We start from the raw sequence: 13,089 nt of genomic DNA, 5'->3' as shown, positions 1-13,089 counted from the left end.
CTCAGTTGTTGGGGTCGCGGCGGCGGGTCAGGCGCAGATAGAGGGCGTCTTCGTCCTGTTCCAGGCCCAGCGCCATGCGGTTCATGCCCGCGACGTAGCGGTCGCTGGAAATGGGCTCGCGCAGGGGCTGGCCATCCTTGGCCAGCGGGCTGCGGCCCAGGGCCTGGGTCAGCGCTTCGATCACCGGCGGCTCGAGCGGGCCGTCGAGGTCGTTGCCGTCGAGGTAGTCCAGGCCTGCGTCCCAGCGCTTTCTGAGCACCTCGAAATGGGCACTGTGTTCCCGGCGCAGCAGGCGCCGCCAGCTCGGTTGCCGGGCGATCCACTGGCGGCGTGCCCCGGCGTCATGGTCCCGGGCATCGACCTCATCGTGCACCGCTTCCTCGGTCCTCGCGGAAATTTCAGCCGTGTGCCGGTACAACATGGCCTGCTGGGGGTCGGGGAAGTCCAGCCGGCTGGCCAGGCCGCTGCGCAGGGCCAGGCGGATCTCGATCAGGTCCAGCCCTTCACCAAGGCCATTGTGCAGCACGTCGTCGGACAATGTGTCGACGTGATGCAGGGGCGGCAGCACGGGTCTGGCGCCGCGCTCGGCCAGCGGCCGGGTGGCCCAGGCATCCAATGCGTGCAGGGCATTGCGCCGGGCCACGCGGGCGTTGAACACCTCCTGGGCCAGCCTGTTCACCTGGTCGCGGCGGAACAGGCGGCGGAAGAACTGGAACAGCGGTGGCGTGGCTACCTCTGCGCCTGCGGCTTCATCATAGGCCATCACTTCGATTTGCAAGGTGCCGAAACCATCGGCCCCGGCATCGCCACAGCTCACCGGGAACTCGCCGGCCACTTCGTCCAGGCGTGCGCGCAGTCGGGTACTGGCGCTTGCGCGCTCGAGCAGTGTCCATACTTGTCGGGCAAATGCTCGGGGCTGGCGACGGGCACTGGCCGACATGCCCGCCTGTTCGACGATTTGGCGCAGGTTGGTATTGCCGCCCGTGTCGAACAGCGCCCCCCAGGTTGCCCGCTGTTGCTGGCTGGCGCTTTGCAGCCAGTCAATTCGCACTGGTGGAGCGGTGGCGTCGAGGCCCTCGACACGTTGTCCGACCGACGCGCCGACAATCTGCAGGCTTTCGCGGGTAGTCTCGTCCAGCGGATTGTAATCGAACCGCCAGCGATACTGCGCACGCCTGGCCAGCAGTTCGCCCAGGTAGGGTGATGACAAGAGCGCGGGCAGCCCCGGCACCTGTTCGATGCTGTTCATGCTCAGGTCCACCACCCGCAACATGCAAGGGCTACGCTGCATCAGGTCGCTCAACCCAGTGGGCCACAAGCGCAGTCGGCTGTTGTCCAGACGCAAGGTGGCGAGGTTGTCCAGGCCGGTCAGGTTAGGACTTATGGCAAGGGGGTTGTCGCTCAGGTGCAGGTGGCGCAGTGTTCGCATCGAACTGAACGTATTCGCCGTGTCGGCGTCCAGCGCAATACGATTGGCTCGCAAGTCCAGGGTTTCCAGCGGCAGGCCGGTGAGCATTCGCACGTCTTGCACGGTGAGCGTCAAGCGGTGATGTGGCAATTCCAGGCTACGCAGGCCGTGCAAGGTGGGCAGCACTTCATGGGCCGCGGCGGGTAGCGCGCCCAGGCTGGTGCCGCTCAAGCGCAGCTCCCGCAACTGTGGGGCGTTGCGCAATGCCTGGAGGATCGAACTGGCGCTCAACTGGGGGCTGTTTCGTACATCCACCCGCCTGAGCGATGGGAAGGCCTGGAGGAAGTCGGCGGGCATCTCGATCACATTGAGATTCTCCAGCGACAGCGTGGTGATGTGGTCGAAGCGTGCCGTGAGTGTCGGCAGGGCGTCGAGGGCGACATTCGAAAGGCTCAGCATGTCGCCGTCCAGGCGTTGCCAGGCCCGAACGAGTTGGTCGGCGGTCCTGGTGTAATAAGCACCGACTTCCTCACCCCAGTCGTGGGCGCCTCTGGTAGCCCAGGCGTGAAGCTGGTCGCGCAGCGAGGACAGTTGGGTGCGCAGTGCCTGTATCTGTTCGGTCACACTTCCCCGGACACGCAAAGTGGCCAGCAACTGGCGGACCTCGCGACCGTTCATCCCCGGATACAGGGCATGCAGCTCGCGCTCTGCCCGTGAGGCGAATAAACCGGGGCTAAGGGGATATCCGTATCGCCCTTCGCTCAGGCGCAAGGGTGAGCGCCAGCCCGGCCGTACAGGTTGCTGGCCGAGCAGGCGTGCGGTCGCCGTGCGGTTGGCCAGTGCGGCGTGATAGCGCTGTTCGGGCGTCCATTGTGGGTGTGCGGCCAACAGGCTATCGCTGATGAGCCGGCTGTCGTCATTGGCCAGGCCGGGGCGGTACAAGCCCAGAATCGCCCGGTCCAGTCGGACCCGGGCTTGCATCAGTCGCGCCTCTTCGGCCAGTCGCAGAGGAACCCGTCCGCTGTTCAGGGCTTGCCGTTCGGCGCTGTTGGCCGCGCCCACCAGCTCTTCGAGTGCTTGACTGGGCAGGCCGGGGAACGCGCGCCCGATCATCAGCGCCGGAGCGGAAGCTGGCGTGGCTGGATCGAGATGGATGCGGTCGGCCTTGATGCGCCGAATGGCGTCCTCAAGCAGCGCGGGAGGGCGCCGGCCATCGACGTGGACCTGCTCGAGCACACCGCGTTCCAGGTCGGTACTGTCGAGTACTGCAATCAGCTCCTCATCGGTCAAGCCGTTGGCAAGCGGGCCTAGCCGGCGCATCAGCTTGACCCGCCCCCAGTCCTGTGGCCGCTCGTGCGCCATGCGCCAGGCCCCTCTGCCATTGCCGTGCAGCCGTGGCTGATAGGCCCGTGGGTCGGCCGGGTGCACAACATGCCAGTGCCCCTCAGGGTCTTGGCGAATCTCGTGAAGCGTATTGTCCAGGTCGACGAAATGCCGGTCGTCATGGCGGAAGATGCCTTGCGCGTCCGGCTGCAGGTCCGCCGGCAACTCGACTGGGCTGCGGTACTGCTCGAGCTGGGGGTGCCATAGCAGCTTCTCGCCATCCAGCCAGACACTTTGCATCCAGTCGACAAAGCCGGAGGCCTTGGCCAGCTTGGTAACACCGGCAATGGCGGCCACGCTGCCCAGGTTGACCAGCAGCGACTCGACCTGGTTCACCGCTTCGGCGTTGTCACCTTCAGACCAGGATTCGAAACCGTGGAAAATGCTCGCCATGACCTGGCCCGCACCCACGGCTAGCATGGCAACGTCCAGGCCGGGGACGAACATGGCCGCCACCCCGAGCAGGGTGAGGCCACGCTCGCCCCACAACGCCAGGCGCTCACGCCTGGCCTTGGCATCGATGTCCGCCGTTGGCACCGCGACGCGGCGCGCGTCCTCCTGCAGGCGTTGGACATGGTCATTGAACAGCTTGGGCCATACCGGAAAGGCGACCGCGACCGCATGGATCGCCAGTGCCGGGAAGCGGGTGGGACGGGGCGTATCCTGCTCCTGTCGCGAAAGGGTGGCCTGCAACCCTTGCCAGGGATGTGTGCCGGGCTCGGTTTCGGCGAAGGCGGGGGACGGTGTTTCCAGCGGGCTCAAGCCACCTGCGGTGGCTTCGAACAGTCTGGCCTTGAGCTTGCTCGCCATTTGCGGGCGGTCCTTCAGGGCGACATGCTCCAGGAAGCGTTCGCGGTAGGCGGGTTCCAGCAAGCGGCGGCGCAGGTACCTGCCGAAGGCCAGCAGGTTGTTGAACTCCTGCACTGGTTGCGCGTCGTCGAAAGGCAGGTAGGCGATGCACGATGGCGTGGACGGCCTGGTGGATGTCAACAGCAACAGATCGTGCAGCTGGATGTCCAGCATGCGCAAGACCGCTACTTTGGCCGGTGCTCCTCGGTAGCATGGTATCGAGCCCGTGCTACACAGCTGTTGCAGGGACTGGAGGCCGTCGTCTGTCAGGAGTCCGCGCATTCGCGCGATCAGCGCCTGTACTGTGAGCTCATCGCGCCGAGCCTGGCCCCACAGGGCGCGCAACAGCGCTTCACGCTGGCCGCCGTAGATATCCTGTAGGTGCTCCTGATAGCGCCGACCCAGGTCGAGTGCACGGCAGTGGGTGACAAACGCAGTGGTGCTCAGGCCGGGTAGTGCCCTGCTGTCGTCGACACTGACTTGCAGGGTGCTGAAAGGGCCGACCTCGGTCATGCCTTCAAAATTGTGCAGGGCCGCCTCGAGCAGGCTGGTGAGGCTGGCTGTGCCGGCAGGTTCCTCGATCGAGGCCGGTGTACGGGGGACATGATGGGAAGCGTCCGGGTCGGGGAATTCACCGCCCAGGCTCGACGTGAATGGCTGATGCCTGAACTGGGCCTGCGTCAGCGCCACCTGAATGCCCAGCCGTGCCTGCAGCAGCGGCTCGCAGAACTCGGTGATGCCGCGCAAACCTTGTAGTGCCTTGGCCAGCGCCTGATGGCTCGTCGTGCGCTGCTTGATGGCCTGGCGCAGCTCGGCCCGCCGGGCGGCCGAGGCCTGGGCGAACCAGGGGGCGATTTGCCCGTCCTGCTCGACATGCTCGCGGTGGGCGCGCCGCAGCAGTCGACTGGCGTGGTGGGGGTGCAAGTGTCTGGTCCAGCCCGGCAGGCTGCGCAGGATCTGTTGCTGGTGGTAGGGCGGTTCGCTGTGGTGCATGGTCACATTCCAAAAGATGGGAGCGGCCATTCAAGGGCAGGTGGTGGCGCGTGGGGCGGTACATGATTGTCGCCGCCACCAGGGCAATGGCTGACACGTATACGGCCGTTTGCCCCACAGCGGCTGCTGTGTACCCGCCGTCGGTCATTGACGCCAACGACCTAGGGTGTCTTCACAGGTCGGCTGCTATGGTCTAGGCAAAGCCTGATCGTGGAGCTTCGCCATGCCAGCTTTCGCCGTACTACGCATCGACCATGTCGTCCTGCGCGTCAGCGACCTGACTCGCAGCCTGGCTTTCTATCACGAGCTGCTCGGCTGCCCGGTGCGCAAGCGCCGGGACACGCTGGGGATGATCCACCTCGGCGCCGGTGATGGTCTGATCGACCTGGTGGCAGTCGACGGCCCGCTGGGGCGCCAGGGCGGCGCGGCGCCCGGCCAGTGTGGGCATAATGTCGATCATGTGTGCCTGCGCATCGAGCCGTTCGACGAGCAGGCGCTGCGCGCACTGCTGAGCGAGGCCGGGGTCAGGGTGGAGGCTGCCGAAAAACGTTATGGGGCCGAGGGAGAGGGGCTGTCGCTGTATTGCTTCGACCCGGACGGCAACCGGGTCGAGCTCAAGGGGCCGCCATTGTCGGGTTGACCCTTAGTGTGGTGTTTCACAAATAACGACCATAACTCGCGGCGCTTTTTGCGCTCATGCGGCGTTGTCGCTCTTCGCCGTAGCTGGGCTACGACTCGTCGCGACGCCTTGCCTGAGCGCAAAAACACTCGCGATTTATTGGTCGTATTTGCAAAACACCACACTAGGCGTCGCCCGTCCCCAGCAGCAACCCAACTTGCTGGCGCCTTGGCAAGCGTCGCACCACCAGCTGGTGCGAGCGGCGCAGCAGGTCGCTCAGTTCGTCGCGGCCCATGGGGTAGGGTGGCAGCATGCTGATCCACTTCGCCCGTGCCAGATAGGGGGCCGGGCGCACCCCAGGGCGGTCGCAATAGCCCAGGAACAACTCATCGGCCACCTTGAATGACAGGCCCGCGCCGCCCAGGTCCTGCACGGCGAACATCTTGTTGCCTGCCACCGAGAACACGCGGATGCCTCCCCATTTGTAGTCTTCCTGTGCGCCCGGCAGGGCCAGGCACAGCGCGGCCACTTGCTCCTCGGTCATCCTTTTCTCAGACATAACGCTCTCCACAGGCCTCGAACGAGGTCGCCAGGTGATCGATCCATGCGCGTACCGCCGGCAGCAGGCCGCGCCGGTGTGGGTAGACCGCCTGCAGGTAGCCGCCAGGCAGCGACCAGTCTGGCAGCAGGCGCACCAGTTCGCCACGGGCCAGTTCCTCCTCGCAGAACATTGACGGCAGGGCGGTGAAACCCAGGCCGGTGCGTACCGCCGCATTGCGCACGACGAAGTCGTCGATGGCCAGGCGCGGCTCCAGGGCGACTTCCTCCTGCCGGCCGTTGGGGCCATGCAGGCGAAAATGCACCAGTCGGTCGGCCTCGGCGGCGCCCAGCACCGGCAGGGTCGCCAGCTGTGCGGGCTCGCGGATATGGTCGGCAAAACCTGGCGCGGCCACCAGTTGCATCTGCGCCTGGCGCAGGCGCCTGGTGACCAGGGCGGGGTCCTCATCACCCAGGTCGCGCACGCGCAGGGCCACGTCGATGCCTTCGGAGATCAGGTCGACCCGGCGGTTGAGCAGCACCATGTCCAATTGCACCAAGGGGTACTGGGCAAGGAAGCGGCTGATGATATCCGGCAGGAATGCATGGGCCAGGGCAACGGGGCACGATACCCGCAACCGCCCCCTGGGCTCGCTGGACATGCTGGCCACCACTTCATCGGCCATCTCCGCCTCCAGCAGCATCGCCTGGCAGTGGCTCAGGTAGCGCTCGCCCACGGCGGTCAGTTTGAGTTGCCGGGTGGTGCGCTGCAGCAGGCGCGTGCCCAGGCGCTCCTCCAGCTCGGCGATGCGCCGCGACAGGCGCGACTTGGGAATGCCCAGCTGGCGCCCGGCGGCAGCGAAGCCACCGGCTTCGACCACCCGGGCGAAGTAGAAGAGGTCGTTAAGGTCTTGCATTTGACAGCCCCATTGTTCCATCAGTGGAACAAACTAACGCATTTTTGCCGACTTATCAGCTATTCGCTGTGCCGGTAGGATTCTCTCCATCGTGATCGCCCACCGCCGCGGTCTTCATTCACAGGAGAGACCCATGAAACTGTTGCATATCGATTCGAGCATCCTGGGCGACAATTCCGCCTCCCGCCAACTGAGCCGCGAAGTCGTCGAAGCCTGGAAGGCCGCCGACCCGAGCATCGAAGTGGTTTACCGCGACCTGGCCAGCGACGCCATCAGCCACTTCTCCGCCGCTACCCTGGTGGCCGCCGGTACCCCCGAGGAAATGCGCGATGCCGCCCAGGCTCATGAAGCCAGCCTCAGCGCCGAAACATTGGCAGAATTCCTCGCCGCCGACGCGGTGGTGATTGGTGCGCCGATGTACAACTTCACCGTGCCGACCCAGCTCAAGGCCTGGATCGACCGCGTGGCGGTAGCCGGCCAGACTTTCCGCTACACCGAAGCCGGCCCGCAAGGCCTGTGCGGTGACAAGAAAGTGATCCTGGTGTCCACCGCCGGTGGCCTGCACCAGGGTCAGCCGACCGGCGTTGGCCATGAGGACTTCCTCAAGGTGTTCCTCGGCTTCATCGGCATCACCGACCTGGAAATCGTCCGCGCCCATGGCCTGGCCTACGGCCCGGAGCACCGCGCCAAGGCCATCGATGCCGCCCAGGCGCAGATTGCAGGTGAGCTGTTCGCTGCCGCCTGATCGATGCCATCGACTGAAAGCCGGCTGTCGCCTCGTGCGCCAGCCGGCTTTTTTCATCCAGTTTTCATGTGTCGTCAGCGCACCGGGTTCTATGCTGGCATCCATACCCGTGTACTGCGCAGTGCCTTGAACCTGGGAGCGCCCTGCGATGAAGCGAACCCGCCAGCTGATGGCGCTATTACTGCTGGGCGGCCTGTTGGCCCGCGCCGATGCAGCGCCGTGGGTGGCCGGATTGCACCGGCTGACCCTGGTCGATCCGGTGGACGCCAAACCCATGCAGGCCCTGGCGTTCTACCCCTCCGGCGGCGAAGCGCGCCCGGTGCGCATCGAGGGCTACCAGACCCGTGTCGCCGAAGAGGCGCCGGTAGCCATGGGCCAGTTCCCGCTGCTGGTGATCTCCCATGGAAACACTGGCAGCCCGATGGCCCTGCATGACCTGGCCAACGGCCTGGCCCGGCAGGGCTTCGTGGTGGTGGCGGTGGTCCATCCCGGGGACAACAACCGCGACCATAGCCGCCTGGGCACCCTCAGCAACCTTTATGGCCGGCCGCTGCAGATCAGCGCCGCGATCACTGCGGCGCGAAACGACAGGCTGCTCGCGCCGTACCTGAATGATGGCAAGGTCGGGGTGATTGGCTATTCCGCTGGCGGCGAAACCGCGCTGATCCTTTCTGGCGCGCGGCCCGACCTCGAACGCCTGCGCCGCTACTGCGAGCAACGCCCCGGTGACGCCGACGCCTGCAAGACCCATGGCGTGCTGATCGCCGACCACAGTGAACTGGCGCCCCGCGCCGACGCCAGGGTGGGCGCGGTCATGCTGATGGCGCCGCTGAGCCTGATGTTCGGTCGCCACGCCCTGGCCGGCGTGCAGGTGCCGGCGCTGATCTACAGCGGCGACAATGACCAATTACTGGCCCTGGAGCACAACGCCGATGCCCTGGCGCGCAAGCTGCCGGTAACACCTGACTACCGCCTGCTGACCGGTGCCGGGCATTTCGTGTTCATGGCCCCCTGCGACGAAGAGCAACACCAGCGCATGCCGGTGCTGTGCAAGGACGCCGAGGGTGTCGACCGTCGACATATCCATCGCTCGCTGCGCAGCGAGACCACGGCCTTCTTCAGCCAGGCACTGGGTGCACCGGAGCCCGCCGAACGTTCAGCCGCGGCGGGCCAGCAACAGGGTCAGGCCCACCCCTGACAGGGCGAGCAGGGCGGCGAAAGCGAAGATCGAGGCATACCCCAGGTGTACTGCCACCGCGCCCATCACCGGGCCGGCGATGGCCAGTGCAAGGTCGAAGAACACCGCGTAGGCGCCCAGTCCGGCGCCACGGCTGCTGCTGGGCACCTGGCGGATCGCCTCGACCCCCAGGGCCGGGTATACCAGCGACAGGCCGAAGCCGGTCAGCCCGGCACCGAGCATCGCCCACAGCGGCGAGGGCGCCAGCCATAGCATAGTCAAGCCCAGGACCTCGGTGGCCATGCAGACAATGGCCACGTTGTAGCCGCCGAAGCGGTTGACCGCGTTGACGAACAGCAGCCGCGACAGGATGAAGCACAGGCCGAAGGCGCTCAGGCACCAGGCTGCGCCGACCCAGCCGCGTTCCAGGTAGTACAAGGTGACGAAGGTAGTCAGGGTGCCGTAGCCGATCGACGCCAGGGTCAGCCCCAGGCCGCAGGGCGCCACCCGCCCGAACGCCGACCAGAACGGCAACCGCTCACCCCGCACCACCACCACGTCAGGTCGCGTGCGCAGCACCAGCAGGGCCAGCAGCGCCAGTCCCAGCAGCGCTGGCCCGAGCACGGCGAAGCTCAGGCCGTCCACCAGCAGCACGCCGGCCGGCGCGCCGATGGCGATGGCGCCATAGGACGCGATGCCGTTCCAGGAAATGACCCGGGCGGTATGCTCCGGCCCCACCTGGCCGATCCCCCAGCTCAGGGTCGCAACGCCGATCAGCCCCTGGGCGATGCCTAGCAGCAGCCTGCCGCCCAACAGCAGCGCCAGGCTCAGCCAGGGCAGGGCGAGGGCCCAGGCCGACAGTAGGGTCAGTACGCCGCAGCCGGCGATGCCGTACAGGCCATAGCGGATGGCGCGCTTGCCGCCCAGTGTGTCTGCCACCCGCCCGGCAAAAGGCCGGCTGAGCAGGGTGGCCAGGTACTGCAGGCCGATGGTCAGGCCAGCGATCACCGCGCCGAAACCCAGCTGATCGTGCACATGGCCAGGCAGCACCGCGATCGGCAGGCCGATGCAGAGGAAGGCGATGAAGGTGTAGAAGACGATCGAGAGGATCTGCAGGGTGACACTGGAAGCGTGAGGGGCTGTCATGGGCTCGTTCGCGGGCGGGCGGTGGGGCTGTGCCCATCATGGCTGCGGCGAGAGGGAAAAGGAAGCAGGCTAACTAATTAAACGCAGCGCGGGGCAAGCCTGCTCCTGCGAATGCCGCGAAGGCATTGCAGGAGCGGGTTTGCCCCGCGATGAGGATGACTCAGCGTTGGATCAGACCACTACACCCTGGCTGCGCAGGTAGTCGTCATAGGTGCCGCTGAAGTCCACCACGCCTTCGGGCGTCAGCTCGATGATGCGGGTGGCCAGCGACGACACGAATTCACGGTCGTGGCTGACGAACAGCAGGGTGCCCGGGTAGTTTTCCAGCGCCAGGTTCAGCGCCTCGATCGATTCCATGTCCAGGTGGTTGGTCGGTTCGTCCATCACCAGTACGTTGGGCTTTTGCAGGATCAGCTTGCCGAACAGCATGCGGCCCTGTTCACCACCGGAGATCACCTTCACCGACTTGAGGATCTCGTCGTTGGAGAACAGCATGCGCCCCAGGGTGCCGCGGATAACCTGCTCGCCGCTGGTCCACTGGCCCATCCAGTCGAACAGCGTCACGTCGTCCTCGAAATCGTGGGCGTGATCCTGGGCGTAGTAGCCCACTTCGGCGCTGTCGGTCCACTTCACCGCGCCCGCGTCCGGCTTCATTTCGCCGACCAAGGTGCGCAGCAGGGTGGTCTTGCCGATACCGTTGGGGCCGATTATCGCCACGCGCTCGCCGGCTTCGATGGTGAAGCTGAAGTCCTTGAACAGCACCTTGTCGTCGAAGGCCTTGGCCATTTTCTCGACGATCACCGCCTGGCGGTGCAGCTTTTTCGTCTGCTCGAAGCGGATGAACGGGCTGACACGGCTCGATGGCTTGACCTCGGCCAGCTGGATCTTGTCGATCTGCTTGGCGCGCGAGGTGGCCTGCTTGGCCTTGGAGGCGTTGGCCGAGAAGCGGCTGACGAAGGTCTGCAGCTCGGCGATCTGGGCTTTCTTCTTGGCGTTGTCCGACAGCAGTTGCTCGCGCGACTGGGTGGCCGCGGTCATGTACTCGTCGTAGTTGCCCGGGAACAGGCGCAGCTCACCGTAGTCCAGGTCGGCCATGTGGGTGCAGACGCTGTTGAGGAAGTGGCGGTCGTGGGAAATGATGATCATGGTGCTGTTGCGCGCCGTGAGGATCGTTTCCAGCCAGCGGATGGTGTTGATGTCCAGGTGGTTGGTCGGTTCGTCGAGCAGCAGCACGTCCGGGTCGGAGAACAGCGCCTGGGCCAGCAGCACGCGCAGTTTCCAGCCTGGCGCCACTTCGCTCATCGGGCCGAAGTGCTGTTCCAGGGGAATGCCCAGGCCCAGCAGCAGCTCGCCGGCGCGGGATTCGGCGGTGTAGCCGTCCATCTCGGCGAACTCGGTTTCCAGCTCGGCGACGGCCATGCCGTCTTCCTCGGTCATTTCCGGCAGCGAGTAGATGCGATCACGCTCGGCCTTGACCTTCCACAGCTGCTCGTGGCCCATGATCACGGTGTCGATCACGGCGAACTCTTCGTAGGCGAACTGGTCCTGGCGCAGCTTGCCCAGGCGGGTGTTGGGCTCGAGCATCACCTGACCGCCGGACGGCTCCAGGTCGCCACCGAGGATCTTCATGAAGGTCGACTTGCCGCAACCGTTGGCGCCGATCAGGCCGTAGCGGTTGCCGTTGTTGAATTTGACCGAGACGTTTTCAAACAGGGGCTTGGAGCCGAACTGCATGGTGATGTTAGCGGTGGAGATCAAAGCGCTTACCTATCAGTAACTTACGCGGCTGGATTCTCGGCTGATACCAATTTGATACCAATCTTGAGCTTTTCCAGCTCGCTCCAGTCGGAGCTTGAGTTGAGCCAACGCGCATACGTCGACAGCAGCATTTGCACGCTGTGACCCAGCTGTTGGGCGATAAAATGCGGGGTTGAGGCCAGACATTAAGCATATTGTCGCATAGGTGTGACGACAGTTGTATGGGGGCCTCCTTCTGATCCCCAGCTCATTCAGCACCGGAACCCGCTGTTTGTGCACGTCCGACGTCTGTTTGACGTTCTCACTTCCCTTTGACGGGGAAACACGTAGGGCGTTTTGGCCGCTAATCTCTATCCCTGGCTTTCGCAGCTCGGCGTACTCCCTGTCGTACTGCAGCGCGCCAAGCCCTCTGGTTCAGCAAAACGAACCTATCCCTGCTGTCTGCGTCCTTTCCTCAACCTCGCACAAGGTCTTGGCGATGGTCCGCTCGAAGCGAGATGCCAGCTCGGCGGTTACCTCTGCCTTGGCCAGGCTCTCAGCGGTGCCCTTGGTACGGTGCAAGGCCTCGTAGCGACGGAGTGTCGCTTGCATCACGGGCGGCGGCGCGGCCGCCTGAACGGCTTAGGATAGTCTTGCTGCACAGGCGGTGCAGAAACATGGTGGATCCTCGCCGGGTCGGCGTTATCGTTGAATAGGGGAAGGTGCTGGCGCGCAGCGCCGGAGGGTCAGGCGGCTTTGCCCTCCGTGCTGGTGGCGGCGTGGTGGTGAATGAACTTTTTAGGGCAACGTCGTCTACATTGGAGGGGGGGCCCTTTTTATGAGAGAACGGACATGCTCAAATCAAAAACCTTGATCTCATTGCTCGCGAGTGCTGCCCTTGTTACGGGCTCAATAAGTGCCGCTGCTGATCCCGGCAATGGAAAAGGGCAGGGGCACGGAAAGGGTAACTCGCAGAATATTCAAGGCCATGGGGCAGAGGGCGGCGGGGCGAAGGGAAAGAGTTCAGGGCATAATGGCTGGGATGACGGCCCAAGAATTGATCGTGGCAGCGTCCTAAACATACTGAGCAGTTACCACAACTACTGGAGTCCAGGGCCAGCCTTGCCGCCCGGCATCCAGAAGAATTTAGCACGAGGAAAACCGCTCCCTCCTGGCATCGCGAAAAAGCTCGATGGCAGACTTCTGGGTCATCTGCCGCGCTACGATGGTTATGAGTGGCAACAGGTCGGAACGGACTTAATTCTCGTTGCGATTACCACCGGTATAATCTACGAGGTGCTCAATGGCGCGTTGGACTAGGTGCGAGGTATCGCGACAAAGATCACGGAAATGATGCAAGGCTTGGCTATCACCTGGCTGTAGTAGAGTTTGACCTCTTACACGCCCCCGACATACACCGAGCTCAGTGATGGTCGGCTTACTGGCGGCTTCACCACGGGTAAGCCTTTCAGGCCCGGTGGCCCGATGGTCATCTTGTATTCGGACGACCGTGGATGCCCAGGGCAAAGTGGCATGCAGAAGACTGGCACTGTGCAGCATGCCAGTCATTCTGCAGTT

At 64.7% G+C, this 13,089-nt stretch carries 9 protein-coding genes and 2 pseudogenes; 5 read left to right on the top strand and 6 right to left on the bottom strand.

Features of this window, described 5'->3' with window-relative positions; translation table 11 throughout:
- Nucleotide 1: 1 nt before the first annotated feature.
- On the bottom strand, nucleotides 2-4,633 hold the full coding sequence (locus ACQ4OD_RS01530) for an NEL-type E3 ubiquitin ligase domain-containing protein (RefSeq protein ID WP_430943774.1): 4,632 nt from the start codon (nucleotides 4,631-4,633) through the stop codon (nucleotides 2-4).
- A gap of 223 nt (nucleotides 4,634-4,856) precedes the next feature.
- Between ACQ4OD_RS01530 and ACQ4OD_RS01525 the strand changes: the two genes are divergently transcribed.
- Nucleotides 4,857-5,273, top strand: coding sequence for a VOC family protein (locus ACQ4OD_RS01525; protein WP_198755055.1), 417 nt, complete (start codon nucleotides 4,857-4,859; stop codon nucleotides 5,271-5,273).
- Between the two features lie 163 nt (nucleotides 5,274-5,436).
- On the opposite strand, the gene ACQ4OD_RS01520 is transcribed toward ACQ4OD_RS01525, so the two are convergent.
- Together ACQ4OD_RS01520 and ACQ4OD_RS01515 are read right to left on the bottom strand one after the other, a co-directional pair.
- The gene (locus ACQ4OD_RS01520; RefSeq protein WP_110701295.1) at nucleotides 5,437-5,811 is read right to left on the bottom strand and encodes an MmcQ/YjbR family DNA-binding protein; all 375 of its coding nucleotides are present in this window, start codon (nucleotides 5,809-5,811) and stop codon (nucleotides 5,437-5,439) included.
- The gene (locus tag ACQ4OD_RS01515; RefSeq protein WP_102684257.1) at nucleotides 5,804-6,706 is read right to left on the bottom strand and encodes a LysR substrate-binding domain-containing protein; all 903 of its coding nucleotides are present in this window, start codon (nucleotides 6,704-6,706) and stop codon (nucleotides 5,804-5,806) included. The genes ACQ4OD_RS01520 and ACQ4OD_RS01515 overlap by 8 nt, the downstream gene beginning before the upstream one ends.
- 133 nt (nucleotides 6,707-6,839) lie before the next feature.
- On the opposite strand from ACQ4OD_RS01515, the gene ACQ4OD_RS01510 reads away from it, so the two are divergent.
- Both ACQ4OD_RS01510 and ACQ4OD_RS01505 read left to right on the top strand, forming a co-directional pair.
- Nucleotides 6,840-7,451: an FMN-dependent NADH-azoreductase gene (locus ACQ4OD_RS01510; RefSeq protein WP_046855491.1), complete on the top strand. Its 612-nt coding sequence runs from the start codon at nucleotides 6,840-6,842 to the stop codon at nucleotides 7,449-7,451.
- A gap of 148 nt (nucleotides 7,452-7,599) precedes the next feature.
- Entirely contained in the window at nucleotides 7,600-8,649 is a 1,050-nt protein-coding gene (locus ACQ4OD_RS01505; RefSeq protein WP_430943773.1) for an alpha/beta hydrolase family protein, read from the top strand.
- Here ACQ4OD_RS01505 and ACQ4OD_RS01500 read toward each other — a convergent pair.
- The 3 genes and pseudogenes from ACQ4OD_RS01500 to ACQ4OD_RS01490 form a co-directional block, all read right to left on the bottom strand.
- Nucleotides 8,608-9,774 carry an MFS transporter gene (locus tag ACQ4OD_RS01500; RefSeq protein ID WP_102684259.1) on the bottom strand — a complete coding sequence of 389 codons (1,167 nt, stop codon included), beginning with the start codon at nucleotides 9,772-9,774 and terminating at the stop codon, nucleotides 8,608-8,610. The genes ACQ4OD_RS01505 and ACQ4OD_RS01500 overlap by 42 nt on opposite strands.
- Nucleotides 9,775-9,945: 171 nt before the next feature.
- Complete coding sequence (locus ACQ4OD_RS01495; protein WP_046855494.1) at nucleotides 9,946-11,532, bottom strand: ABC-F family ATPase; 1,587 nt, start codon at nucleotides 11,530-11,532, stop codon at nucleotides 9,946-9,948.
- A 20-nt stretch (nucleotides 11,533-11,552) separates the two neighbouring features.
- A pseudogene (locus ACQ4OD_RS01490) lies at nucleotides 11,553-12,018 on the bottom strand (site-specific integrase); the annotation flags it as partial.
- A gap of 345 nt (nucleotides 12,019-12,363) precedes the next feature.
- Here ACQ4OD_RS01490 and ACQ4OD_RS01485 point away from each other — a divergent pair.
- The gene (locus ACQ4OD_RS01485; protein ID WP_430943772.1) at nucleotides 12,364-12,831 is read left to right on the top strand and encodes an anti-virulence regulator CigR family protein; all 468 of its coding nucleotides are present in this window, start codon (nucleotides 12,364-12,366) and stop codon (nucleotides 12,829-12,831) included.
- 87 nt (nucleotides 12,832-12,918) lie between these two features.
- Nucleotides 12,919-13,020, top strand: a pseudogene (locus ACQ4OD_RS01480) (VOC family protein); the annotation flags it as partial.
- Between the last annotated feature and the right edge of the window lie 69 nt (nucleotides 13,021-13,089).

The sequence above is a fragment of the Pseudomonas sp. WC1 genome, assembly GCF_050586565.1.
Classification (GTDB): Bacteria; Pseudomonadota; Gammaproteobacteria; order Pseudomonadales; family Pseudomonadaceae; genus Aquipseudomonas.
The sequence above is the reverse complement of the archived record's forward strand: the minus strand, read 5'-3'. Positions and strand labels throughout refer to the sequence as shown.